This window comes from Allobosea sp. GW821-FHT10B12, from assembly GCF_059415545.1.
This window is the reverse complement of sequence record NZ_JBWKNL010000007.1, coordinates 175,496-201,215: the sequence shown is the minus strand read 5'-3', so window position 1 is coordinate 201,215 and position 25,720 is coordinate 175,496. Positions and strand designations below refer to the sequence as shown.

22 protein-coding genes are annotated in these 25,720 nt (G+C 67.4%); 13 read left to right on the top strand and 9 right to left on the bottom strand.

Annotated features, from left to right (window positions below; genetic code table 11):
- The first annotated feature begins 95 nt into the window (after positions 1-95).
- The 6 genes from AC07O0_RS23245 (at position 96) to AC07O0_RS23220 (ending at position 8,472) form a co-directional block, all read left to right on the top strand.
- Positions 96-1,328 (top strand): 3-methyl-2-oxobutanoate dehydrogenase (2-methylpropanoyl-transferring) subunit alpha, encoded by a 1,233-nt coding sequence (locus AC07O0_RS23245; protein WP_494626120.1) that lies wholly within the window; start codon positions 96-98, stop codon positions 1,326-1,328.
- A gap of 2 nt (positions 1,329-1,330) precedes the next feature.
- Positions 1,331-2,347, top strand: a complete 1,017-nt coding sequence (locus AC07O0_RS23240) for an alpha-ketoacid dehydrogenase subunit beta (protein ID WP_494626118.1) — start codon at positions 1,331-1,333, stop codon at positions 2,345-2,347.
- Complete coding sequence (locus tag AC07O0_RS23235; RefSeq protein WP_494626116.1) at positions 2,347-3,660, top strand: dihydrolipoamide acetyltransferase family protein; 1,314 nt, start codon at positions 2,347-2,349, stop codon at positions 3,658-3,660. Before AC07O0_RS23240 ends, AC07O0_RS23235 begins: the two co-directional genes overlap by 1 nt.
- 16 nt (positions 3,661-3,676) lie before the next feature.
- On the top strand, positions 3,677-5,074 hold the full coding sequence (gene lpdA, locus AC07O0_RS23230; RefSeq protein ID WP_494626114.1) for a dihydrolipoyl dehydrogenase: 1,398 nt from the start codon (positions 3,677-3,679) through the stop codon (positions 5,072-5,074).
- A 127-nt stretch (positions 5,075-5,201) separates the two neighbouring features.
- A complete protein-coding gene (locus tag AC07O0_RS23225) occupies positions 5,202-6,695 on the top strand; it encodes an amidase (protein ID WP_494626112.1) in 1,494 nt (497 codons plus the stop codon).
- A gap of 190 nt (positions 6,696-6,885) precedes the next feature.
- Positions 6,886-8,472, top strand: a complete 1,587-nt coding sequence (locus AC07O0_RS23220; protein WP_494626110.1) for an ABC transporter substrate-binding protein — start codon at positions 6,886-6,888, stop codon at positions 8,470-8,472.
- A gap of 108 nt (positions 8,473-8,580) precedes the next feature.
- Here AC07O0_RS23220 and AC07O0_RS23215 read toward each other — a convergent pair whose 3' ends face one another.
- From AC07O0_RS23215 to AC07O0_RS23195, 5 genes are all read right to left on the bottom strand, one after another.
- On the bottom strand, positions 8,581-10,179 hold the full coding sequence (locus AC07O0_RS23215; RefSeq protein ID WP_494626108.1) for a gamma-glutamyltransferase: 1,599 nt from the start codon (positions 10,177-10,179) through the stop codon (positions 8,581-8,583).
- Between the two features lie 227 nt (positions 10,180-10,406).
- Positions 10,407-11,126 carry a hypothetical protein gene (locus tag AC07O0_RS23210; protein ID WP_494626106.1) on the bottom strand — a complete coding sequence of 240 codons (720 nt, stop codon included), beginning with the start codon at positions 11,124-11,126 and terminating at the stop codon, positions 10,407-10,409.
- A 19-nt stretch (positions 11,127-11,145) separates the two neighbouring features.
- Entirely contained in the window at positions 11,146-11,820 is a 675-nt protein-coding gene (locus AC07O0_RS23205; protein WP_494626104.1) for a MarR family winged helix-turn-helix transcriptional regulator, read from the bottom strand.
- A 75-nt stretch (positions 11,821-11,895) separates the two neighbouring features.
- The gene (locus AC07O0_RS23200) at positions 11,896-12,732 is read right to left on the bottom strand and encodes an endonuclease/exonuclease/phosphatase family protein (protein ID WP_494626102.1); all 837 of its coding nucleotides are present in this window, start codon (positions 12,730-12,732) and stop codon (positions 11,896-11,898) included.
- Positions 12,733-12,975: 243 nt separating this feature from the next.
- A complete protein-coding gene (locus AC07O0_RS23195) occupies positions 12,976-14,235 on the bottom strand; it encodes an ROK family transcriptional regulator (protein ID WP_494626100.1) in 1,260 nt (419 codons plus the stop codon).
- Between the two features lie 168 nt (positions 14,236-14,403).
- On the opposite strand from AC07O0_RS23195, the gene AC07O0_RS23190 reads away from it, so the two are divergent.
- The 7 genes from AC07O0_RS23190 to AC07O0_RS23160 are packed head-to-tail and all read left to right on the top strand — an operon-like array spanning position 14,404 to position 22,021.
- Entirely contained in the window at positions 14,404-15,663 is a 1,260-nt protein-coding gene (locus AC07O0_RS23190; RefSeq protein ID WP_494626098.1) for a sugar ABC transporter substrate-binding protein, read from the top strand.
- A 37-nt stretch (positions 15,664-15,700) separates the two neighbouring features.
- Positions 15,701-16,627 carry a carbohydrate ABC transporter permease gene (locus tag AC07O0_RS23185; protein ID WP_494626096.1) on the top strand — a complete coding sequence of 309 codons (927 nt, stop codon included), beginning with the start codon at positions 15,701-15,703 and terminating at the stop codon, positions 16,625-16,627.
- Positions 16,627-17,463, top strand: coding sequence for a carbohydrate ABC transporter permease (locus AC07O0_RS23180; protein WP_494626094.1), 837 nt, complete (start codon positions 16,627-16,629; stop codon positions 17,461-17,463). The genes AC07O0_RS23185 and AC07O0_RS23180 overlap by 1 nt, the downstream gene beginning before the upstream one ends.
- Before the next feature lie 5 nt (positions 17,464-17,468).
- Positions 17,469-18,986 (top strand): argininosuccinate lyase, encoded by a 1,518-nt coding sequence (argH, locus tag AC07O0_RS23175; RefSeq protein ID WP_494626092.1) that lies wholly within the window; start codon positions 17,469-17,471, stop codon positions 18,984-18,986.
- Positions 18,986-20,053, top strand: coding sequence for an ABC transporter ATP-binding protein (locus AC07O0_RS23170; RefSeq protein WP_494626090.1), 1,068 nt, complete (start codon positions 18,986-18,988; stop codon positions 20,051-20,053). Before argH ends, AC07O0_RS23170 begins: the two co-directional genes overlap by 1 nt.
- A complete protein-coding gene (locus AC07O0_RS23165) occupies positions 20,050-21,009 on the top strand; it encodes a carbohydrate kinase family protein (protein WP_494626088.1) in 960 nt (319 codons plus the stop codon). Before AC07O0_RS23170 ends, AC07O0_RS23165 begins: the two co-directional genes overlap by 4 nt.
- Positions 21,002-22,021 (top strand): SIS domain-containing protein, encoded by a 1,020-nt coding sequence (locus tag AC07O0_RS23160; protein WP_494626086.1) that lies wholly within the window; start codon positions 21,002-21,004, stop codon positions 22,019-22,021. Before AC07O0_RS23165 ends, AC07O0_RS23160 begins: the two co-directional genes overlap by 8 nt.
- Positions 22,022-22,028: 7 nt before the next feature.
- Here AC07O0_RS23160 and AC07O0_RS23155 read toward each other — a convergent pair whose 3' ends face one another.
- The 4 genes from AC07O0_RS23155 to AC07O0_RS23140 form a co-directional block, all read right to left on the bottom strand.
- The gene (locus AC07O0_RS23155; protein ID WP_494626084.1) at positions 22,029-23,315 is read right to left on the bottom strand and encodes a TRAP transporter large permease; all 1,287 of its coding nucleotides are present in this window, start codon (positions 23,313-23,315) and stop codon (positions 22,029-22,031) included.
- Entirely contained in the window at positions 23,312-23,809 is a 498-nt protein-coding gene (locus AC07O0_RS23150) for a TRAP transporter small permease (protein ID WP_494626083.1), read from the bottom strand. Before AC07O0_RS23150 ends, AC07O0_RS23155 begins: the two co-directional genes overlap by 4 nt.
- A gap of 161 nt (positions 23,810-23,970) precedes the next feature.
- On the bottom strand, positions 23,971-24,963 hold the full coding sequence (locus tag AC07O0_RS23145) for a sialic acid TRAP transporter substrate-binding protein SiaP (RefSeq protein ID WP_494626082.1): 993 nt from the start codon (positions 24,961-24,963) through the stop codon (positions 23,971-23,973).
- Between the two features lie 78 nt (positions 24,964-25,041).
- Positions 25,042-25,716, bottom strand: coding sequence for a GntR family transcriptional regulator (locus AC07O0_RS23140; protein WP_494626080.1), 675 nt, complete (start codon positions 25,714-25,716; stop codon positions 25,042-25,044).
- Between the last annotated feature and the right edge of the window lie 4 nt (positions 25,717-25,720).

The following is a 25,720-nucleotide window of genomic DNA, read 5'->3' as shown; positions in this document are numbered from 1 at the left end:
AGGACGACGCCCCGTCGGGCGTCCCCGCAGACACGTCTTGCGGCGGTGGCCGCGGCGCGGAATGCTGGGTCGGACAGAGCCTAGGGAGCGTGGACATGACAGACCCCTCACCGCTTCGGTTCCATGTTCCCGTTCCCGCCAGTCGTCCCGGCGAAAAGCCCGATTTTTCGCATGTCGTGATCCCCAAGGCCGGCTCGGTGCAGCGCCCGCCGGTCGATGTCGATCCCAAGGAAATCCGCGACCTCGCCTATTCGATCATCCGCGTCCTCGACCGCGAGGGCGAGGCGGTCGGCCCCTGGGTCCCCGATCTTTCCAAGGACGAGCTGATCCGCGGCCTGCGCCACATGCTGACGCTGCGCGCCTTCGACGCCCGCATGCAGATGGCGCAGCGCCAGGGCAAGACCTCGTTCTACATGCAGCACACCGGCGAGGAAGCTGTCAGCTGCGCTTTCCGCATCGCGCTCAATGACGGCGACATGAACTTCCCGACCTATCGCCAGGCCGGGCTCCTGATCGCGCACGATTATCCGCTGGTCGAGATGATGTGCCAGATCTACTCGAACGAGCGCGATCCGCTGCGCGGCCGCCAATTGCCGATCATGTATTCAGCCAAGGCGCACGGCTTCTTCTCGATCTCCGGCAACCTCACCACCCAATATGTCCAGGCGGTCGGCTGGGCCATGGCCTCGGCGATCAAGGGCGACAACAAGATCGCGGCCGCCTGGGTCGGCGACGGCTCGACGGCGGAATCCGACTTCCACGCGGCGCTTGTCTTCGCCTCGACCTACAAGGCCCCGGTCGTCCTCAACGTCGTCAACAACCAGTGGGCGATCTCGACCTTCCAGGGCATTGCGCGCGGCGGCTCCGGCACCTTCGCCGCCCGCGGCCTCGGCTTCGGCATCCCGGCCCTGCGCGTCGACGGCAACGACTATCTCGCGACCTATGCCGTGGCGCAATGGGCGATCGAGCGGGCCCGCCGTAATCTTGGGCCCACGCTGGTCGAATACGTCACCTATCGCGCCGGCGCGCATTCGACCTCGGATGACCCCTCCGCCTATCGGCCCAAGCACGAATCCGACGACTGGCCGCTCGGCGACCCCATTGTGCGGCTGAAACAGCACCTGATCGCAATCGGCGCCTGGACCGAGGAGCGTCACAAGCAAACCGAGGCCGAGATCATGGCGACAGTGATCGCCGCGCAGAAGGAAGCCGAGAGCTTCGGCACGCTGCATGCCGGCGGCAAGCCTTCCTCGCGCGACATGTTCGAGGACGTCTATGCCGAGCTGCCGCCGCATCTGCGCCGCCAGCGCCAGCAGATCGGAGTCTGACCATGGCCCGCATGACCATGATCGAGGCGATCCGCTCGGCCCTCGACGTCTCCATGGGCCGCGACGACAATGTCGTCGTCTATGGCGAGGATGTCGGCTATTTCGGCGGCGTCTTCCGCTGCACCCACGGCCTGCAGCAGAAATACGGCGTCAACCGCTGCTTCGACGCGCCGATCAGCGAGCTCGGCATCGTCGGCACTGCGATCGGCATGGCCGCCTATGGCCTGCGCCCCTGCGTCGAGATCCAGTTCGCCGACTACATGTACCCGGCCTATGACCAGATCGTCTCGGAAGCGGCGCGCCTGCGTTATCGCTCGGCCGGCGACTTCACCTGCCCGATGGTGATCCGCATGCCGACCGGCGGCGGCATCTTCGGCGGCCAGACCCACAGCCAGAGCCCCGAGGCGTTGTTCACCCACGTCTCCGGTCTGAAGACGGTGGTGCCGTCCAATCCGCGCGACGCCAAGGGCCTGCTGATCGCGGCGATCGAGGATCCCGATCCCGTGATCTTCCTCGAGCCGAAGCGGCTCTATAACGGCCCGTTCGACGGCCATCACGACCGCCCGGTCACGCCCTGGTCGAAGCATGAGCTCGGCGAGGTCGAGGAAGGCCACTACAGCGTCCCGCTCGGCAAGGCCGCGATCCGCCGCGAAGGCTCCGCCGTCACCATCGTCACCTACGGCACCATGGTCCATGTCGCCCAGGCGGCGGCCGAGGAAACCGGGATCGACGCCGAGATCATCGACCTGCGCACCCTGCTGCCGCTCGATCTCGACGCGATCACCGAGTCGGTCTCGAAGACCGGGCGCTGCATCGTCCTGCACGAGGCGACGCTGACGTCAGGGTTTGGTGCGGAGCTCGCCGCGCTGGTGCAACAGCACTGCTTCTACCATCTGGAGGCGCCGATCATGCGCGTCACCGGCTGGGACACGCCTTATCCGCACGCCCAGGAATGGGACTATTTCCCCGGCCCCGCCCGTCTCGGACGGGCGCTTCGCGACATCATGGAGGCACGCTGATGGCCGAGCGCATCATCAAGCTGCCCGATGTCGGCGAGGGCATCGCCGAGGCGGAGCTGGTCGAGTGGCACGTCAAGGTCGGCGACATCGTCCGCGAGGACGATCTCATCGCCGCGGTGATGACCGACAAGGCGACGGTCGAGATCCCCTCGCCGGTCGAGGGCGAGGTCACCTGGGTCGGCGCCGAGATCGGCGACACCGTCGCGATCGGCTCGGCCCTGGTGAAGCTCGAGGTCGCCGGCGGCGCTACGAGCGAGGAGCCGGCCGAAGCCGAAGCGACGGCAGAGCCCGAGCCGCCGAAGGAAAAACTCGTCCCGGCTGCCCCGGCCACGCCGGCAGCGGCTCCCGAGCCCGCCCCCAAGCAGTTGCCGACGCCCAAACCCGCGGCTCCCGCCCGCCCGGCGCCAGTCGCGACCACGCCGGCGCCGCACCGCCCGGTCGGCGAGAAGCCGCTTGCGTCTCCGGCCGTCCGGCTGAAGGCGCGCGAGGCCGGTATCGACCTGCGCCAGGTCCAGGGCTCCGGCCCGGCCGGCCGGATCGGCCATGAGGACATCGACGCCTTCATCCAGCGCGGCCCCGAGGCTCCGGCCAAGGGCGGGCTCGTCGCGAAGACGGGGATCACTGACGTCAAGGTCGTCGGCCTGCGCCGCCGCATCGCCGAGAAGATGGCGCTGTCGAAGTCGCGCATCCCGCACATCACCATCGTCGAAGAGGTCGATGTCTCCGCCCTCGAAGACCTGCGCGCCGCGCTCAACAAGAAACCGACCGCGGAACGCCCGAAGCTGACGATACTGCCCTTCCTGATGCGGGCGATGGTCAAGGCGCTCGGCGAGCAGCCCAATCTCAACGCGCTCTATGACGACGAGGCCGGCATCGTCCACCAGCACGCCGGCATCGATATCGGCATCGCCACGCAGGCTCCGTCAGGCCTGATGGTACCGGTGGTCAAGCATGCCGAGGCGCGCGATCTCTGGGGCTGCGCCATCGAGCTCTCGCGCCTGGCAGAGCGGGCTCGCGACGGCTCGGCGACGCGCGACGAGCTCACCGGCTCGACCATCACCATCACCTCGCTCGGCGCGCTCGGCGGCATCGCCACCACCCCGGTGATCAACCATCCGGAGGTCGCGATCGTCGGCGTCAACAAGATGATGATCCGGCCGGTCTGGGACGGCACCACCTTCGTGCCGCGCAAGATGATGAACCTCTCCTCCAGCTTCGACCACCGCGTCATCGACGGCTGGGACGCGGCGGTCTTCGTGCAGCGGCTGAAAGAGCTGCTGGAGACCCCGGCGACGCTGTTCGTGGACATGTGAGCGGCGGGAGCGAGCCATGACCGACATCACCTGCAAGCTCCTCGTCATCGGCGCCGGCCCGGGCGGCTATGTCTGCGCCATCCGCGCCGGCCAGCTCGGCATCGACACCGTCATCGTCGAGAGCACCAAGCTTGGCGGCACCTGCCTCAACATCGGCTGCATCCCCTCCAAGGCGATGATCCATGTCGCCGAGGAGTTCGAGAAGGCCGCCCATGCCGCCGCCGGCAAGACGCCCTTCGGCCTGACCGCGGCCGAACCCAAGCTCGACCTGAAGCAGGCCGTGGCCTGGAAGGACGGCATCGTCCAGCGCCTCAACAACGGCGTCGCCGGCCTGCTGCGCAAGGCCAAGGTCAAGATCGTCCATGGCCAGGCCCGCTTCCGCGACGGCAAGACCGTGGCGGTCGAGACCGAGACCGGCCCGAAGACCATCACGGCCGAGACGATCGTGATCGCAACCGGCTCGGTTCCGGTCGAGCTGTCCTTCCTGCCCTTCGGCGGCAACGTCATCTCCTCGACCGGCGCGCTGGCGCTGACCGAACTGCCGAAGCGCCTCGTCGTGGTCGGCGGCGGCTATATCGGGCTCGAGCTCGGCACCGCCTTCGCCAAGCTCGGCAGCAAGGTCACCGTCGTCGAGGCGCAGGAGAAGATCCTGCCGCTCTACGATGCCGAACTGACCGCGCCGGTCGCCAAGAACCTCTCAGGCCTCGGCGTCGAGGTCCTGCTCGGGGCCAAGGCGCTCGGCCAGACCGCCAAAGGCGACGGCCTGCGCATCGAGACCGCCGAGGGCAAGGAGCGTGAGCTGCCGGCCGACAAGATCCTGGTCACGGTCGGCCGCACTCCCGCGACAGCCAAGCTCGGCCTCGACGAGCTGGTGCTCGACATGGACGGCCGCTTCATCCGCATCGGCGAGCGCTGCGAGACCTCGATGCGCGGCATCTACGCCATCGGCGACGTCACCGGCGAGCCGATGCTGGCTCATCGCGCCATGGCGCAGGGCGAGATGGTCGCCGAGATCGTCGCCGGCGAGCCGCGCATCTGGGACAAGGCCTGCATCCCGGCGATCTGCTTCACCGATCCGGAGATCGTCTCGGCAGGCCTGTCGCCGGCTGAGGCCAAGGCCACCGGCTTCGAGACCAAGATCGGGCTCTTTCCCTTCCAGGCGAATGGCCGTGCCATGACCCGCCATGGCGAGGCCGGCTTCGTCCGCATCGTCGCACGGGCCGACAACCACCTTGTCCTCGGCATCCAGGCGGTCGGACAGGGTGTCTCGGAGCTGTCCGCCGCCTTCGGCCTCGCCATCGAGATGGGGGCGAGGCTCGAAGATGTCGCCGGCACGATCCACGCCCATCCGACGCTCGGCGAGGCGTTCCAGGAATCGGCGCTGAAGGCGCTGGGCCACGCCTTACACATCTGAGCCTTGCACATCTGAGGCGAACGCAGGCCGGGGTTCAACCCGGCGAGGGTTGACGCAGGAGCGCAGGCCGCTTCGACTGGCAGGACGGGTCAGGATGGACCCGCCCTGACTGCCGGAGCTTTCTGCCGTGACCGAACCCTGCGATCTCGATGCCGTCACCGCCCGCCGCCTGATCGGCGAGAAGAAGCTTTCGGCCAGCGAGCTGCTCGAAAGCTGCCTCGCCCAGATCGATGCGGTCGACCCCGCCGTCAACGCCATGGTGGCGCGCGACGACGAGCGCGCCCGTGCCACGGCGAAGGCGGCCGACGCCGCTACCATGCGCGGCGACGCGCTGCCGGCGCTGCACGGCCTGCCGATCGGCATCAAGGACCTGGAAGACGTCGCCGGCCTGCGCACCACCTATGGCAGCCCGCTCTTCGCCAACCATGTCCCGGACAAGGACCAGGGCATCGTCGCCTCCGTGCGCAGGGCCGGCGCCGTCATCGTCGGCAAGACCAACACGCCCGAATGGGGCGCCGGCGCCAATACCCGCAACGCCGTCTACGGCGTCACCGGCAACCCGTTCGATCCCTCGCGCTCGGCCGCAGGCTCCTCCGGCGGCTCGGGCGTCGTACTCGCGACCAATATGGTGCCGATCGCGACCGGCTCGGACACCGGCGGCTCCTTGCGCAATCCCGCTGCCTTCAACGGCATCGTCGGCTTCCGCCCGACGCCGGGGCTGGTGCCGAGCGACAAGCGCCCGCTCGGCTGGAACCCGCTCTCAGTGCTCGGCCCGATGGCACGCACCGTGCCGGATCTCTGCCTGCTGCTCTCGACGATGGTCAGCGATGACGGCGTCGACCCGCTGGCGACGACGATTCATGGCAGGCAGGTCAGGCGCGCGGAAGACTTCGCCCGCCCGGACCATTGCGACCTCGCCTCGCTCAAGGTCGCGATCACCCCGGATTTCGGTTTCGCGCCGACCGAGAAGCACATCCGCGAGGTCTTCGCCGACAAGGTCGGCCGCTTCAGCAAGGTCTTTGGCCGGGTGGACGAGGCGACGCCCGATTGCGCCGGCACCGATGAGAGCTTCGAGGTGCTGCGCGCCGTCTCCTTCCTCGCCAGCCATCACGACCGCGCGACCAAGACGCCCGACCAGGTCGGTCCCAATGTCCGCGCCAATGTCGAGGAAGGCCTGCGCTATGGCGCGCTCGACGTCACCCAGGCCCTGAAGCAGCAGACCGTGCTCTATCATGAGTGGCAGCGCTTCTTCGAAACCTACGACGTCATCCTCTCGCCCGCGATGACGCTGAGCCCGCGGCCCTGGTCCGAGCTCTACCCCGCCGAGATCGACGGCAAGCCGACGCGCACCTATTTCCACTGGCTCGCCATGGCTTATGCCGTGACCATCGTCGGCCATCCCGCGATCTCGCTGCCGGTCGGGCTCGATCGCAACGGCATGCCCTTCGGCCTGCAGATCGTCGGCCCGCGCGGCGGCGACGCCAAGGTGCTTGCGGTTGCCGCAGCGCTCGAGTCACTCTTGGCCGGCGATCCTCTGACGGCACGCCCCGTGCCGGATATCGCCAGGCTGAAGGCCGCGCCGAAGCTCGCGGACAGCCCGAATTTCCTCGGCTTCGACTAGGGCATTTTCGAGCGAAGTGGACACCGGTTCGCGTGAAGAAAATGCGATAAAACAAGAAGCTAGAGCCTTTCCGCGTTCCGAAGGAGCGCGGAAAGGCTCTGGTCGAGGCCAACCATTTTCGTCCTATCAAAAGCAGAAAAGAACAGGGTTCATCGGCAGTCGGATTCAATCATAAAAGGGGAGAGATCATATGAACCGTCGTCAGTTCCTGCAGGGCACGGCAGCCGCCGCCCTGTTCGCTCCAGCGCTCGCCCGCGAGGCAATGGCACAGGCGCCGAGCGCGACCGTGCTCAAGATGGCGCCGCAAGCCAACCTCACCTCGCTCGATCCGATCTGGACGACCGCGACCGTCACCAACAACCACGGCTACTACGTCTTCGACACGCTCTATGGCGGCGACCTCAATCTCAAGCCGCAACCGCAAATGGCGGAAGGTCACGAGATCTCGGCCGATGGCAAGGTCTGGAAGATCAAGCTGCGCGAGGGCCTCGCCTTCCATGACGGCCAGCCGGTCCGCCCGGCCGACTGCATCGAGAGCCTGAAACGCTGGTGCCAGCGCGATCCCTATGGCCAGCTCTTGATCAAGGCGGTCGAGGCCTGGGGCGCCCCGGACGAGCGCACCATCGAGATCAAGCTGACCCGGGCCTTCCCGATGATGCTCGACTGCATGGCTAAGGCCGACAACCCGCCCTTCATCATGCCGGAGCGTCTGGCCAAGACCGACGCGACCAAGCAGGTCACCGAGATGACCGGCTCCGGCCCTTACAAGTTCGTCGCCAGCGAGTACGTCTCCGGCAGCCGCGTCGTCTACGAGAAGAACGAGGCCTACAAGCCGCGCAGCGAGCCGCCAAGCCGCAATGCCGGCGGCAAGGTCGCCCATTTCAAGCGGATCGAATGGCCGATCCTGCCCGACCCCGCGACCGCCGCCGCTGCCCTGACCAAGGGCGAGATCGACTGGTGGGAGCGCCCACTCGCCGACCTGCAGCCCCTGCTCGCCAAGAGCCCGGACATCACTCGCGAGGTCATCGACAAGAACGGCCGCGGCTCGATCATGCGGCTGAACCATCTCCAGCCGCCCTTCAACAACCCGAAGGTCCGCGCCGCCGTCCGCCTCGGCGTCAATCAGGAAGACTATATGCGCGCGTCGCAGGGCGACGACACCACCGCCTGGCAGGTCTGCCGGAACCTGTGGTGGCGCGGCACGCCCTATTATACCGGCGAGCTCGAGGACCTGATGCCGCAGAGCCTCGACAAGGCCAAGGCGGCGCTGAAGGAGTCCGGCTACAACGGCGAGAAAGTCGTCATCATCAACCCGACCGACTTCCCCGATATCGGCCCGCTCGGCGACGTCACCTACGAGTTGCTGAAGGCGATGGGCATGAACGTCGAGATGGCCGCCAGCGACTGGGGCACGGTGATCCAGCGCCGCAACAGCCGCGAGCCGGTCGAGAAGGGCGGCTGGAGCATCTTCCACACCACCGGCGCAGCGGTCGGCTGGGGCAACCCCGCTTTGTCCAATCTCGTGCGCGGCCCCGGCGACAAGGGCTGGTTCGGCTGGTGGACCAACGCCAAGGCCGAGGAGATGGCCGAGGAATGGCTCTACGCGCCGGACGAGGCCAAGCAGAAGCAGGTCGCAGTCGCGCTCGGGCGCCTCGCGCTGGAGGAATGCGCCACCATCCCGCTCGGCCAGTTCGTGATCAAGACGGCCTATCGCAAGGGCCTGACCGGCATGCTGCCGGGCTCGGCGCCCTACCCATGGGGGCTGAAGCGGGGGTAGCGCTCCGCCGTCATTCTCGGGCGGTGCACAGCGCCGACCCGAGAATCTCAAGACGAGAAGACACCGGATTCAGAGATGCTCGGGTCAAGCCCGAGCATGACGCGTCTGCTACGACGCCGCCACCGCTGCCGACCAGGGCGAGGCGGCGTCGCTGATGCCCTCCTGCCCGTCCTGTCCGGTCCGCACCATGTTCGGGCAGGCGAAGTTGAGCGGCAGCACGCCGTGCTCGACCACCGTCAGTGGGCCGGCGGCCGCCAGCGCATCGAGCGTCCCTTCGGGCAAGCGTGCATCGGCGCTGGTGCCGTCGGGACCGGAGACATCGATGCGCGGCTGGTGCGAGGCATCGTCCAAGCTCATGCCGCTGTCGAGGGTGAAGGCCAGCATCTGGTAGACGCTGGCGAGGATGCGCCGCCCGCCCGAGGCGCCGGCGCCATAGCGCGGATAGCCGCCATCGGCAGGGGTCACCACCACCGGACACATATTGCACAAAGGGCGAGCGCCCGGCGCGATGGCATTGGCACTGCCCGGGCGCGGGTCGAACCACATCATGCCGTTGTTCATCAGCACGCCGGTGTCGGACAGGACGAGGCGGCTGCCCATCGACGAGAGCAAGGTCGTGGTCAGCGCGACGATGGTGCCCTCGCCGTCGACCACGGTGAGATGCGTGGTGCAGGTCTCGCCCGGCTCCTTCGCAGCTTGCGCCGCGCCTAAGCCTTCGAGCCGGCTGGCATAGGCTTCGCGCATCACCTGCGAGAGCCTGGCGAACCAGGCCGAGTCCGGCCCGCCCTCCGGCGGTGGACTTGCCGCCATGCCCTCGACCACCGCCTGCAGCGTCGGCGCCGCGGTCAAACCCCCGGCGGTGTGGATGCGGTGCGTGCCGCGCCAGTCGATCACTGGCGCCTCGCGCACGGTCGCTCGGCACTCGGCGAGATCCTGCGCATCGACCACGCCGCCAACTGCGGCGATGTCGGCCGCCAGCCTCTTCGCCAGGTCGCCGCGATAGAAATCGTCGAGCCCGGCTTTGGCGAGATGCTCAAGCGTCCCACCTAGGTTGCCGAGCGTCCGGAAGCCCGGCACGCCCTGATAGGGCGGCACCGGCGGCAACCCGCCCGGCAGATAAATGCGGGCGCTCTCCTCATAGAGCCTGAGCACCGAGGCCGAGGAGGCGATCTTCAGCGTCGTGTACCAGTCCTGGGCCAGACCGCGCTTCGCCAATGCGATCGCGGGCTGAAGCAGCTCGGATACCGGCATGCTCGTCCCGAACGTCTCCTTCAGCCGGGCGTAGCCAGCGACAGAAGACGGGATGCAGAAAGACAGTGGTCCGTGGATGTTGCGGTCGCCTTCCACCTCTGGCCAGGCGAACAGGTCGAACTTCATCGCTCCGGTCAGCGGGTAATCAGCCGGATCGGCGCGGCGCGGCGCGACAGGGCCGAAATCGACGACTTGGGCTTTGCTTTCGCCGGCCTTGAGCACGACGCCGAAGCCGATACCGCCAAGGCCGCTGTTCCAGGGCTCGACAGCCGCCAGCGCGAAAGCGGTTGCGACGGCAGCGTCGGCGGCGTTGCCGCCGGCTTCGAGGATCGCCGCCCCGGCTGCCGCTGCCTCATGGTTCTGCGAGACGACGACGCCCTTGCGTCCGCGCGCCGAAGGCTTGGTCAGACTCCAGTTCTGGGTGCGGTAGGCACGATGCGGCGCGGCATTAGGCATGGCGGTCCCGGTCGACAATGGCAGTGGCAGGCATCGTGGCATGCATGTCCGGAAAGGTCATCGGCCGGTGATGCGGAGCCGCTCCGCGCCGCGCGTCGATCCTGCCAAAGCCCCGCTGGATCGACCGGGCCGTTCCGTGCGAGATTTGCTGCTCCTTCTCTATCGTCTGGAGGGGGAAATCCGGGTGGCGCGCCGATGGCAGTCGGCGCGCCACCTATCGTTCGCGCCTACTTCGCCGGCGCGACCTTGCCGGGCAGGCTGAGATTGCCCGAGGCGACCTTGAAGACATTGGCAACGCAGAGCAGTGGCGCGTGCAGGTTGGCGTTGACCCGCAGGCCCGCTGTGACGCCGTCGAAGGAGGCTCCCTTCAGCGCGCCGAGCTTGTCGAGCGGAACGTGGACCTCGACCGTGCTGCCGGCAAGCGCGGTCTTGTAGGCGGGGCTGTCGATCAAGAGCGGCACGCCGGGCCAGGTCTCCGGTACACGCGGCTTCACCCCATCGGGAATGTCGCGGACTTTCAGCCCGCCGCCACAGGCCTTGTCCTCGACCAGCACGACCCAATGCGGGTGCCAGACGTCGCGGTTCTTCGCACCCTTGGCGCCATCGTCGAAATCGGGGTGGAAGGTGACGGCGAGCGCGACGATGCCCTGGCCCTTGTCGAAGCCGACCTCGGCGCTGTCGAGCGAGGTCGGCCACACATAGGCATAGACCTCGGAGCCGGCGAAGTTCCCGGTCGCGGCCGGCTTGGCCACTCCCGCATCGCCACGCAAGCGACTACGGAAAACGGCGTGGCCATGATCGGTGGTGATCGTCGTCTCGACGATGTCGAACGAGGCCTGCATCGCGGCATTGCTGGCGCTCTTGATCTCATGTGCCCCGGCCGCGCCGATCAGGCCGAGCGCAGCCGTTCCGGCGAGGCCGATGCCCCGCAGCCCAAAACTCTTCATGGTGTTTGATCCTTCCTGCCTAGCGGTTCGTCTGGAGGGGTGCGGAAGCCCTTATGAAAGCCCGCCAGGTGGCAGCCTGGGCGGATGGCTCCGCAGTTTCATGCTCGCCGCAATCGAGTCGGAGATGCCGAGTCCCGAAAGCGGCGTTCACGAAGGCGCAATGATGTGGCGCATCTGCGCCGGGATGGGCATTGGGCCGGAAATGGCGGCAGGTCACGCAGGTCCGCTGCTCCGGCAGCGCGCCGGCGAGTTGCAGCGAGCGAATCAGCTTGACGACTAGCAGCAGCAGATCGGCTTGCTCGGCAGCGGACAGGCCGGCAAGCGCCGTATCCGTCGCCATCGTCGAGAGCCCGATCGCCTTGACCGCGTCGCGCCCGGCCTGCGTCACCGTCACCGCGACGGCCCGCGCATCGCTGGCGTCGGGTTCCTTGGCGACCAGGCCCTTGCGCTCCAGCGCCGCGATCGAATCCGTCGCCGTCGGCTGCGTCACACCGAGATGCTCGGCGATCGCCTTGACCCGCATTCCCGCCTTGCCGCGACCCGCCAGGAATGAGAGGACATGGGCCTGGGTCGGGTTGAGCCCGACCACATTGGCCGCCGACCACTGATCAGCCTTCAGGACGCTCGCCAGCCGCTCCAGCCCGTCCCGGAGACGGCGCGGCAGGGGCTCGGAACTGGCATCGAAGAACGACATCTTTTTTTAATAGGATTCCTATGTAAAATCGTCAAGCCGGTTGATAGCCCGCCCGCTCTCAGCCGACAGATTGCTCTAATGCGCCTGGCGATCCTCGCCCGGCAGGTGCACCATCGCCTTGATTGGCAGATGGTCGGACGCCAGCCGCGACAAGTCGGTATCGTGCAGGTCGACCTGCGTGATGGTCTCGGCCGGATAGGCGACGATACGGTCGAGTGCCCAGATCGGGAAGCGTGAGGGGAAGCTCGGGATCGCCGCCTGCAACGGCCCGAATTTCGGCGCCAGCCCGTGCAGGCTCGATTTCTTGCCGATCCGCCACTCGTTCAGATCTCCCATCAGGAAGATCGGGCGCCCGTCCGTCGGCCTCGAGGCGGCGATCAGCGTCTCGACCTGGCGCGAGCGTGAATGGCGTAAAAGGCCGAGATGCGCGGCGACCACACGGATCGGCGCGCCGCTGACGGTGAGGTCGGCGATCAGCGCTCCGCGCGGCTCGACACCGGGCAGCACGAGCTGTCGAGTCGCGGTGACCGCGCCGTCGCGGAAGAGCACGACATTGCCATGCCAGCCATGGCCCTGCCAGGCGCTCTGCACCGGCACCGGCTTCAGGCCGGTCCTGCGCTCGAGCCGGGCGAGATCGAGCAGCCCGGCGCGCTCGCCGAAGCGCTGGTCGGCCTCCTGCAGTGCGACGACATCGGCGTCGATCTGCCGGATCACCTCGATGATCCGATTCGGATCGAAGCGGCGATCACGCCCCACCGCCTTGTGGATGTTGTAGGAGGCGATCCTGAGCTCGGTGGCTGGCGGCGCGCTGGCAGGCGCCTGCTGCGCAGCAGTCTCGCGCGTCCAGCTCGACATCTGCGGCGGCCGCAGCACCCTGATCCGGCGCAGGCCGCGCCCTTCGAACTCTAGCATCCGGCCGGCATCTCCAATCGCTCGCCCCAGCTCGTTAGCAAGAGCCCTGCCATGATCAATCCCTGACGCACGCTACGGTTCGATCGGCCCGGGGCGAACGACCCGCTCGAATCAGCGTTAGCGGAAAAATTCGGCTGATACAGCCTGTCTGATGCCACGTCTCGACCTGTTGATCGCCTACGCGGCGGGACCGCACCACGACCAAGCTGTGTCCTTGTTCCGGCTCGCCCGCTGCGCGAGCCACTATGCTGCGGGCATGGTGTCGGCGGCGGCTGACGGGCCAGCGTCCCCTGCCGCCGGATTGCGCACAAGGCGCGGCGCAATTGCATCGAGGAGAGGCAGCGCAGCCGCGCCGAGCGCCGCCGTGAGCTGACCGGTCGTGCCACGCTGGAGACGTGGGATGGCGCGACCGTCGCGCCTGGCGACGGAAATCGGCAACGGTTCGGCCGCCGCGATCAGGGCGTCGATGACGCTATCCGGCAGCGCCCCTCCCAGGATGATCGTCTCCGGGTCGAACAGGTTCTCCAGCATGGCGAGCACCGGCGCGAGCAACGGCCCGACCTGGGCGATCCAGCCGAGCACCGCCGGATGCCCGCCGGCATGGAGCCTGGCAATGCTGGCCGCATCGACTTGGGCGATGCCCGCGCCACGCAGCGTCTCCTGCAGGGCTGACGGCGAGACATAGCGCTCGAGGCAGCCTTGACGGCCGCAGACGCAAGGCAGGCCCTCCGGCACCGCCGGAACATGGCCGATCTCGCCGGCATTGCCGAAGGCGCCGCGATAGGGCTCGCCGCCGAGCATAAGGCCGAGACCGAGACCAAGCCCGAAATAGATCAGGCAGAAATGGCGCAGGTTGCGACCGATGCCGTAGAGATGCTCGCCAACCGCCGCCGCCGTCGCATCGTTCTCGACCGTCACGGAGGTCCCAAGTGCCGCGCCCATCAGCGCCGTCACGTCGCGCCCGGTCCAGCCTGGCAGCGCCGTCGAGCCAACGGTGATCGTCCCCTCGAAATCGAACGGCCCGGGCATGACGACGCCGCAGCCGAGCAGGCGATCCGGTAGATCCTTCCCCGCCCGCGCTCGCCTGAGCTCGGCGGCCGCCAGCGCCTGCACAGCCTCGACCGTAAGATCCGGCAAGGGCACGACCCGCTGCGCCCTGACCTCGCCAGCGAGGTCGACCAGCACGGTGGTGATGTGGTCGGCAGCGATCTCCATGCCGGCCGTCACGCCGCCATCGGCGTTGAGCGCGAACTCGACCGGCGGCTGGCCGCGCGCCGTGCGCCGCCGCCCGAGCTCCATCAGGAAGCCCTCTTCGAGCAATTCGGCCACGATGTTCGAGACCGCCTGCGCGGTCAACCGCGTCAGATTGGCGATGTCGGAGCGGCCGAGCCGGCCATGCTGGCGCAGCGTCTCCAGCACGACGCGTCGGTTGTGGCGGCGCGCCCGCTCGGGATTGGCGCCGAGGGCGACGCTCTGCGCGGCTGGAGGCTTGCGGTGCGGCATCGTGGGTCGGCCCGTCCTGTGTGCACAAGCTGCGACGGTCATTAATCAAACTCAAGTGAATTAATCTATTGACAGTAGGCGAGCTGCGGGAAAGCATGCCTGCCGAACGTCCGGCAGCCGGGAGCGAGCATGCGGGCGGACGTCGCAACGAGACGGGGAGGAAGACCCATGCGCGGCTTTCGCGGATCAGTCCTGGGCATTGCCATGTCGATCGGCGCCATTGCCGGCGCCCGCGCCCAGGCGGTCGAGATCGAGTACTGGCAATATGTGTTCGACGCTCGCATCAAGGCAATGAACGAGCTGATCAAGCGCTTCGAGGCCGCCAATCCCGGCATCAAGGTCAAGCACACGACCTTCCCCTATGCCGACTACCAGACCAAGATCGCCGCGGCCGTTCCCGCCGGCCAGGGGCCGGACGTGGTCCAGCTCTATTATGGCTGGCTCGACAATTTCGTCGGCGCCAAATTCATCCAGCCGCTGCCGCGCGACGCCTTCCCGCACGATGTGATCGAGAAGGAGTTCTACCCGATCGTCCAGACGATGAAGCGCGACGGCGAGTATTACGGCCTGCCGACCGCGGTGCGCACGCTGGCGCTGTTCTACAACAAGAAGCTGTTCCAGGAGGCGGGGCTCGACCCGAACAAGCCGCCGCAGACGCTCGACGAGTATCTCGAAGCCGCCAAGAAGACGGTAAAGCGCGACGCCGCCGGCAATATGCTCTCGGCCGGCGCGGTGATCGACATGCCCGGTCAGGACCTGCACTGGTGGCGCGAGGTGCTGCTGCGCCAGATGGGCGGCAAGCCCTATTCCGACGACAACAAGACCATCGCCTATGACAGCGAGGCCGGCGCCAAGGCGCTGAACTGGTATGCCGACCTGCAGCGCGTCCACAAGGTTGGCCAGGCCGGCTTCATGGACGAGGGCCAGGCCGCCTTCCGCGCCGGACGTGCCGCGATGACGGTCGACGGCTCCTTCCGTCTCGGCGCCTTCGGCGGCATCAAGAACTTCGAATGGGGCGTGGCAGAGCTGCCGGCAAGCGCCGACGGCAAGCGCTCGAACTTCGCCAGCTACTGGGTCAACGCCATCACTGCCAAGCCGACCGGCGCCAAGCTCGAGGCGGCCAAGAAGTTCATGGCTTTCACCACCTCGCCGGAGGCGATGCAGGTCTGGCTCGACATGGTCGGCGAGCTCCCCGCCCGCAAGGCCGCGGCCGAGACCGAGAAGAACCTGAGCCACCCGATCTACGGCCCCTTCCTCAAGGCGCTGAACTATTCGCAGGCGACGGTCTTCGTCGACGAACTGGCGCAGCGCCAGGTCGGGCTCGACATGGCCAACCGGGTCTTCATCCAGAACCAGGACGCCAAGGCCTCGCTCGCCGAGGCGGCCAAGGCCGAGCAGGCGATCCTCGACCGCTTCTACAAGAAGTGATCACGGCTTCCTGAAGACCAGCACGGCAGGACGCGCCATGACCGCCAATACCGAAGCCGCCCGCTCCGGCGGGCGCCTCTGGCAGGGCCTCACCTTGCAGCAGAAGCAGGTGGTCTGGGCCTGGGGCTTCCTGGCCGTGCCGATCCTGTTCTACGGGCTGATCCGCTTCTACCCGACGGTCGAGGCTTTCATCATCTCGACCACGAACTGGAACCTGATGAGTTCGCCCGCCTTCGTCGGGCTGGCGAACTTCAAGCGATTGATGGCCGATCCGGTGTTCTGGCAGGTGTTCCGCAATACCTTCCTCTATCTGGTCATCGGCACACCGCTCAGCCTCGTGCTCGCCTTCACCATCGCCTACCATCTCGACCGCGTCCGCTTCATGCACGGCTTCATCCGGGCGCTCTACTTCCTGCCCTTCCTGACCACGGCGACGGCGATGGCCTGGGTCTGGCGCTGGTTCTACCAGCCAGTGCCGATCGGCCTGATCAACGACCTGCTCTCCTCCTTCGGCTTTGCCCAGCAGCCCTTCCTGCGCTCGACCGTGCAGGCGCTGCCGGCGGTGCTGGCTCCGGCGATCTGGGCCGGGCTCGGCTTCCAGGTGGTGATCTTCCTCGCCGGCCTGCGCGCCATCCCGACGACCTATTACGAGGCCGCCCGCATCGACGGCGTCTCCGATTTCGCCATCTTGAGGAAGATCACGCTGCCGCTGCTCAAGCCGACGATCATCTTCCTCGTCGTCTTCTCCTCGATCGGCTTCCTGCGCATCTTCGACCAGGTCTACAACATGACCAGCGGCGATCCTGGCGGCCCGCTCAATTCGACCAAGCCGCTGGTGCTGATGATCTATCAGACCGCCTTCTCGTCCTTCGACATGGGCTATGCGGCGGCACAGACGGTCGTGCTCTTCCTCGTCCTGCTCTGCGTCTCACTGCTGCAATTGCGCCTGCTGAGGGATCGCTGATGACCGGCTCGTCCCTCATGCACCGCTTCGCCCCGGGGCGCGTTATCGCCTGGCTGCTGCTGCTCGCCGGCGGCCTCCTGATGCTGACGCCGCTGCTCTTCATGTTCTCGACCTCGCTAAAGGACTCGGCCGACATTTACGATCTCCGGCTGATCCCCGCGGCGCCGACGCTCGACAACTACGTGACGGTGCTCTCGGACGGGCGCTTCCTGCGCTGGTTCTGGAACTCGCTGGCGATCGCGACGATCGTCACCCTGTCGAACGTCTTCTTCGACAGCCTGGTCGGCTACACCCTTGCCAAGTTCCAGTTCCGCGGCCGCTATCTCGTCTTCCTCGCGATCCTCTCGACCCTGATGATCCCGACCGAGATGCTGGTCATCCCCTGGTACGTCATGGCCAAGAACTTCGGCTGGCTCGACAGCTATTGGGGCATCATGTTCCCGGGCATGATGACGGCCTTCGGCACCTTCCTGATGAAGCAGTTCTTCGAGACGGTGCCGAACGACTTCCTCGAGGCGGCCCGCGTCGACGGGCTCAACGAGTTCACGATCTTCTGGCGCATCGCCCTGCCGCTGGTGACGCCGGCGCTGTCGGCACTGGCGATCTTCACCTTCCTCAGCAACTGGACCGCCTTCATCTGGCCGCTGATCGTCACCACCAGCAAGGAACTCTACACGCTCCCGGTCGGGCTCGCCTCCTTCGCGGTCGAATCGCAGATCCAGTGGGAGCTGATCATGACCGGCGCGGCGCTGGCGACGATCCCGACGCTCGCCGTCTTCCTGCTGCTCCAGCGCTATATCGTCCGCGGCGTCGTGCTCGCCGGGCTCAAGGGATAGTTGTCATGACCGCCCATACCGATCCGCGCACCAGCGACACATCCGTCTTCCCCGATCCGGTCTACAAGGAGACGGTGCTGCGCCCGCTCTTCGACGCGGTGAAGACGCATCATGTCGCGGGTTTCCGCGCCGTCGATCGCGCCCATCTCGTGATGCTGGCCGAGACCGGCATCCTCCCACGCGGCACAGCTGCCGAGATCGCCCGCGCCCTGATCGAGATCGAGCGCGAGATCGATCCGGCGGCGCTGACCTACACCGGCGAGGTCGAGGATTATTTCTTCCTGGTCGAGGCCGAGCTACGCAAGCGCCTGAAGCCCGACGACAATGGCCGCCTGCACACCGGCCGCTCGCGCAACGATATCGAGCACACCCTGTTCAAGCTGGCGCTGAAGCCGAGGCTCGACAAGCTCGCGACCCAGCTGCGCGCCCTGATCGCCGCCGCGCTGACGCTGGCCGAGCGCGAGAAGGACACGCTTATCGTCGCCTATACCCATGGCCAGCCGGCCCAGCCCTCGACGCTCGGCCATTACCTCTCGGCGGCGATCGAGGTGATGCTGCGCGACCATCAGCGCCTTGTGCAGGCGCGCGAGCTGCTCGACCTCTGCCCGCTGGGCGCCGCCGCGATCACCACCTCCGGCTTCCCGCTGGACCGCCATCGCACCGCCCATCTCCTCGGCTTCAAAGGCCCACTGCAGAACTCCTATGGCTGCATCGCCGCGGTCGACTACGTCACCGGCGTCTTCGGCGCGGTCGAGCTCGTCTTCCTGCATCTCGGCCGGCTGATCCAGGACCTGCAGTTCTGGACCGCCTTCGAGGTCGGCCAGGTCTATGTGCCCAACGCCTTCGTGCAGATCTCCTCGATCATGCCGCAGAAGCGCAATCCGGTGCCGATCGAGCATCTGCGCCATCTGGCGTCGCAGACAGTAAGCCGCGCGAGGCTTGTCCGGGATGTCGTCCACAACACGCCGTTCACCGACATGAACGACAGCGAGGGCGAGACGCAGGAAGCCGGCTACCAGACCTTCGAGAGCGGCGGACGCGTGCTCGAGCTGCTCGCGGCGCTGCTGCCGGCGCTCTCGGTCGACAGCCGCCGCGTCGCCGAGACGATCCGGCGCTCCTGCATCACCATCACCGAGCTCGCCGACACGCTGGTGCGCAAGGAAGGGCTGTCCTTCCGCGCCGCCCATGAGGTCGCCTCGGCGGTGGCGCGCGCCGTCGTCGCCCGTGACGGTGATCTGCCGCGCGATGGCTACGAGCCTTTCGCGGATGCCTTCCGCCACGCCGCCGGCCGTGAGCCAAACCTCAGCCGCGAGGACTTCGCCACCGCGGTCTCGCCGGAGAACTTCGTCGCCTTGCGCGAACGCTTCGGCGGCCCGGGGCCGACGGTCCTCGGCGAGGCCCTTGCCGGCTATCGCGCCGAACTCGCCGCGGCCGAGAATGCCACAGCCGCGATCGCCAAGCGCGAGGACACAGCCCGCCGCGAGCTCGACGCCGCCTTCACCGCCCTCGCAGGAGCCGCCTGATGGCCGGGATCGCGATCGAGAAACTGGTCAAGCGCTACGGCACGACTCAGGTCGTGCATGGCATCGACCTCGACATCAAGGACGGCGAGTTCGTCGTCTTCGTCGGCCCCTCCGGCTGCGGCAAGTCGACGACCCTGCGCATGATCGCCGGGCTCGAGGAGATCAACGACGGCACGATCGCGATCGGCGGCCGGACCGTGAACCGGCTCGAGCCGAAAGAGCGGAACATCGCCATGGTGTTCCAGAACTATGCGATCTACCCGCATATGAGCGTCGCCGAGAACATCGCCTTCGGCCTCTACACCTCCGGGCTCGACAAGGCCCAGAAGCGCAAGCGCGTCGAGGAGGTCGCCGAGGTGCTCGGCCTGACCAAGCTGCTGGAGCGCCGCCCCTCGGCGCTCTCCGGCGGCCAGCGCCAGCGCGTCGCCATCGGCCGCGCCATGGTGCGCGATCCCGCCGTCTTCCTGTTCGACGAGCCGCTCTCCAATCTCGACGCGCAATTGCGCGCGCAGATGCGGCTGGAGATCAAGCGGCTGCACCAGCGGCTCGGCACTACCATCGTCTTCGTCACCCACGACCAGGTCGAGGCGATGACGCTGGCCGACCGGATCGTGGTGATGCGCGACGGCCATATTCTCCAGGTCGGCGCCCCTATGGACCTTTACGAAAAGCCGGCCGACGTCTTCACCGCCCGCTTCATCGGCTCGCCGACAATGAACGTCGTGCCGGCAAAGGCGACGCCAGAGGCTGGCCGCAGCACGCTGCAGCTCGGTGAAACCCCACTCGCCTGGTCTGCAGCGCTCCCGACCGATGTCCTCGTCGGCGTCCGGCCACAGGAGCTACGCGTGCTGGACCAGGGCGAAAATGCCGACCTCATCCTCTCCGGAACGGTCGCGGTGGTCGAGCCCCTCGGACCGGAGACCTTCGTCCATGTCGAGGCTGAAGGCGGGCTGCTGCTCGCCTCTGCTTCGGCCAAGAACCCGCCTGCCGTCGGCAGCGCCGTCAGGCTCGGCGCTCCCGCTTCGGCGTTGCGGCTGTTCGACGCCAAGAGCGAGCGCGCCTTGTGACGTCCCGGCTACTTCGGCCGGACGGCCTGGTCCTGAGCACCGGCCGGCTCTATTGCGATCTCGTTTTCCGCGGGCTGGACGCGATGCCGCGCCTCGGCGAGGAGCGCTTCGCCGATGATATCGCGATTGTGCCAGGCGGCGGCGGCTTCATCACCGCGGCCCATCTCGTCGGGCTTGGCCGCGCCGCCGCCCTGCTGGCCCGCCTTGGCGAAGACCCGTTCTCGCAATCGCTCCTGCCCGCGCTCGAGGGCAGTGGTGTCGATCTCGCCTTTCTGGAGCGTGCCGTCGATGCCGGCCCGCAGCTCACCGTCGCCATGGTGCAGGATGACGAGCGCGCCTTCCTTTCCCGACGCGCCGGCTCCGCTCGTCCTGCGACGCTTCCCATCGCCCTCGGCGATGTCCGCGCCTGCCATCTTCATATCGCCGAATTCGCGACCCTGGCCGAGATCCCGCCTCTGGTGACCGACGCCAGGCATCATGGCCTGACCATCTCGCTCGATCCGAGCTGGGACGACACGCTGATCCGCTCGCCCGACCTCGTCGCGCGCTGCAACGGCGTCGATGTCTTCCTGCCGAATGCATCCGAAGCCCGCGCGATCGCGGCCTGTGACGATCTAGACGAGGCGGGCCGGCGGCTCGCCCAGCATTTTTCGCTGGTGGCTATCAAGGATGGCGGCGCCGGCGCCCGCCTCTACCAAGGCAATGAGCGCCTTACGCTTCCCGCCGCGCCGTGCCAGGCCGTGCTCGACACCACCGGCGCAGGTGACGCCTTCAACGCCGGCTTCCTCGCCGGCTGGCTCGCCGGGAGGATGCCCGAACGCGCCCTCGCCGAAGGCATCGCCTGTGGTACGCTCTCCGTCCAGAGTGTCGGCGGCGCCGGCCGCAGGCTGGACCCGCGCCAAGTCGCTCTCATCGCCGATCAATTGCTCGAAGGGCCCTTGCGCCGCCATGGCTGAAGCCCTGCTCACTTGCGAGGCGGCCGAAGCCGCCGCTGTCGCGCACCGCCAATTCACGGAGAATGGCGCGATCGTCGCCGATCTCGTCCAGCGCCTGCGCATCAAGCGGCCGGCCTTCGTCGCGACCTGCGCGCGGGGCTCCTCCGACCATGCCGCGACCTATGGCAAATACCTGATCGAGCGCGCGCTCGGCCTGCCCGTCGCCTCGTTGGGGCCGAGCCTCGCCTCGGTCTATGGCGGCGAGCTCGACCTCTCCCGCGCCGTCTTCATCGCCGCCTCACAATCCGGCCGCAGCCCCGATGCTTTGCTGCTGACCGAGGCGGCGAAGCGCGCCGGCGCCCTCGTCGTCGGCTTCGTGAACGACGAGGCCTCGCCGCTCGCCGGCATGGTCGACGTGCTCGTGCCGCTGTGGGCGGGACCCGAGCGCAGCGTCGCCGCGACCAAGAGCTTCCTCGCCACCTGCCTCGCCTTCCTGCATCTCACCGCGCAATGGGCCCGCGACGAAGCCCTGTCCGTCGCGCTGGCGCAGGCTCCCGAGGCGCTCGATGCCGCCGGGCACTGCGACTGGAGACCTACCCTCCTGTCCTGGCGCGAGGCACGCAGCCTCTATGTGATCGGCCGTGGCCTCTCCTTCGGCATCGCCCAGGAGATCGCGCTCAAGTTCAAGGAAACCTGCCGCATCCATGCCGAGGCCTTTAGCGCCGCCGAGGTGCTGCACGGGCCACTCGCCTTGGCCGGACCGGGCTTTCCGGCGCTGGCGCTCGATCCTGGCGACGAGGGCAGCGACAGCGTCCGTGCGGCCGCTACAACATTCAGAGGTCTCGGCGCCGATCTGCGTTATTCCGGCAGCGGCACCGGAGAAAGCCTGCCGCTCCCACACGACCTGCCTGCCGCTCTGCTCCCACTGACGCAGGCCCGCGCATTCTACGGAGCACTCGCCGCCCTCGCCGAGAGCCGTGGCCTCGATCCGGACCGCCCGCCCCACCTCTCCAAGGTGACGCGGACGGTCTGAGCCGGACTCATTTGCCGAGCACGAGGTTCGGCAGCCAGGTCGTCAGCGGCGGCCAGAGTGTGATCGCGACGAGCACGGCCAAGAGCGGCAGGAGCCAGGGCACGATCGCCCGCGACATCGCCTCGAAGCTGATCTTGGCGATCTTCGAGGTCACGAACAGCACGACGCCGACCGGTGGCGTGATCGTGCCGATCATCAAATTGAGCACGAAGATCAGGCCGAACTGGATCGGATCGATGCCGAACTGCGCCGCGGCCGGCGTCAGGATCGGGATCAGGATCAGCATCGCCGCCAGGGCTTCCATGAAGCAGCCGACGAAGAGCAGCAGCAGGTTGACGATCAGGAGGAAGATCAGCGGGTTGCCGGCGAGGTCGACCAGCATCGGCCCGACGGTCTGAGGAATGCGCGAGATCGACAGGCACCAGCCGAGCGCCGCCGCCGTCATCACCAGCGCCAGCACGACGCCGGTGGTCTCGACGGTCTGCACCACCAGCTCCGGCAAGTCGTTCAGCGAAAAGCTCTTGTAGACGAAGAGGCCGAGCACGATGGCATAGGCGGTCGCGACCGCCGCCGCTTCCGTCGGCGTGAAGATACCCGCCATCATCCCGCCGAACAGGATGACCGGGGTCATCAGCGCCCAATGCGCTTCCTTGTAGGCGATCCAGAGCTGGGCCGCACCGGGGAAGGGATGGCGCGGCAGGTCGCGCTTTTTGGCGACATAGACGACCATCGCCATCAGCGCGCCGGCCATCAGCAGGCCGGGGATGACGCCGGCGAGGAAGAGCCCACCGATCGAGACATCGGCGCTGACGCCATAGATCACCATCGGCAGCGAGGGCGGGATGATCGGGCCGATCGTGGCGGACGCCGCCGTGATCGCCGCCGCCGTCTCGGGATCGTAGCCCTCGTCCTGCATCGCCTTGATCTCGAGCGTGCCGACGCCGCCGGCATCGGCCACCGCCGAGCCCGACATGCCGGCGAAGATCACGCTGGCGAGAATGTTGGCGTGGCAGAGGCCGCCACGCAGCCAGCCGACGCAGGCCGTGGCGAAGGCGAAGATCCGGTCGGTGATCCCCGCCGAATTCATGATGTTGCCCATCAGGATGAAGAGCGGCGCCGCCAGAAGCGGGAAGGAGTTGGCGGATTGCGCGATCTTCTGCGGCACGATGCCGAGCGGGAAGGCGCCGAAATAGGCGAAGGCGATCGCCGCCAGCCCCATCGAGACGAAGAGCGGCACGCCGAGCAGCAGCGCGATGAACCAGACCGGCAGGATCTGCAGCATCAGGGTGCTCATAGCGGCTGCGTCCCCGGCTCGGCGGTTTCGATCTTGCGGCCGGCGAGCACGTCGCCGATCTCGGCGAGCGCCTGCAGGACCAGCGCGAGGCCGGCGAGCGGCATCACCACGTAAAGCGCCGCGCTCGATACCGGCAGCGCGATCGATTCGACATCCCAGGTCCGCTCGATCAACCCGAAGGAATAGCGGATCAGGATCGCGGCGAAGAGGATGATCGCGGCTTGCGTCACGACCTCCAGCAGGCGCCCGGCCGGCTTCGGCAGCAGGTCGGCGAAGACGGTAATGCGGATATGCGAGCGCCGCCTGGCAGCGATGATCCAGCCGACGAAGCCGGTCCAGACCAGAAGGTATTGCGCGAGTTCGTCGGTCCAGGCGAGCGGGGCGTTGAGCTGGCGCGAGAGGACGCCGAGCAGAACGGCGATCAGCAGGGCCAGCAGCAGGCCGACGGCCGCGGCGCGGACGAGGCGGTCGGAGAGTGCGACGAGGGATTTCACGGAACGACAGACCCCGATGTCAGATGTCCAAATGTTCGGGCAACACCGTCATGCTCGCCCTTGTGGCGAGCATCCACGTCTTGAACACAGCATTGGTGAAGGAAGACGTGGATGGTCGGGACAAGCCCGACCATGACGAGGAAAGGCGTTGGACGCCCTTGTCACAACGCCGCGAGCGCGTCCCAAGTGCCCTTGCCCCATTTGCTCTCGAACTGCTTCGGCAGGCTCGCCAGCACCGGCTTGCTGAAGCTTTCGAGGTCCGGCTCGGTGACGCTCATCCCGGCCGCTTTCAGCGTCGCGACGAGGCTGCCCTCCTGGCTCGCCAGCTCCGCATCCTGCCAGGCGACGCCATTGGCGATCGCCGCCTCCAGGATCGTCCGATCGGCGTCCTTCAGCCCCTTCCAGAAGTCCTGGTTGATCACGATCAGGCGCGGCGTGATGATATGGCCGGTCAGGATCAGGTGCTTTTGCACCTCCTGGAGCTTGGCGCTGTGGATCGTCGGCAACGGGTTCTCCTGGCCGTCGACCGCGCCCTGGCTCAGCGCCAGGTAGAGCTCGTTGAAATTGACCGGCGTCGCCTTGGCGCCCCAGGCCTCGACCATGGCGCGGAAGGTGTCCACCGGCGGCACCCGCAGCTTCAGGCCGGCGACATCCGCCGCGCTCTTCACCGCCTTCGAGCCGGTGGTGAGGTGGCGCTTGCCGTAATAGGTCACCGCCGCCATGCGCATGCCGCGCTTCTTGATCAGCTCCTCATTCATCTGGGTGAAGACCGGCGCCTTGGCGACCTTGGCCATATGCGCCGGGTCGCGCCAGAGATAGGGCGCCTCGACCACCGAGAGCTGCGGCAGGAAGGAGCCGAGCGCGGCGGCACCGTCCGTCGTCATGGTCAGCGCGCCAGAGGCGACCGATTCCATCATGTCCTTGCCGGAGCCGAGCTGGCCAGCCGGGAAGGACTGGATGTCGACGCGGCCCGAGGTCTTTTCCTTCACCTCCTTGGCGATGCGGTCGACCATCTGCACCTGCGGATGCGTGGTTGGCAGCATCTCGCCCCAGCGCATCACCGTCGCCTGCGCGCGCAACACGGTCGGCATCGCGATCATGGCGCCGCCGGCAGCCGAACCGGCGAGAAAGGCGCGTTTCGTCAGCTTCGTCATCGTCGTTCTCCTCCCTGAGCGGCCGGTTTTCCGGCTCGCTGTCCTGGCGCCTTGTCTCGATCGGCGCCTGATCGCTCGTCAGTAGCTCATCGCCCTCGTCCGGGCGTTGTTGATGTGCGCGCTCATCTCGGCGGCAGCCGCCTCCGGATCGCGCGACTCGATCGCAGTGATGATCTTGAGATGGTCCTGCATCACCGGGATCAGGATGTGGTTCTGGATCCGCGTCTCGTATTGCCGGATCAGCCTGATCTTCAGCCAGGTGACGCGGAAGGCCTGGCTGACGATGTCGTTGTCGAGATGGTCGATGATCATCTCGTGCATCAGCCGATCGACGTCCTCGGCGTCCTCGATCAACGTCTCGTCGCCACCGGCCTCGGCCCGGCGGATGATCGCCTCGTGCCGCTGGCGCTGCTCGGCGATCTCCTCGTCGGTCGCGGTCCGCGTATAGGCGGCCGTCGCCTCCTTCTCGAGGAAGAGGCGGAACTGGAAGGCGTTGCGGATCAGGTTGAGGTCGACATGAGCGACCTGCATGCCGCGCTGCGGCACGGTCTTGATCAGCCCCTCCGCCTCCAGCCGCGGGATCAATTCGCGGATCGCCCCGAGCGGATAACCCGTCATGGCGACGAGCTCGCGCTGGGTGACGAACTGGCCCGGACGGATTTCGCGCGCGAGCAGCCGCTCGGTGAAGCTGGCATAGGCCCGCTCCCTGAGCTTCAGCGGTTCGCCGTCGCGGTCCGGATCGGGCTGGCTCATCACA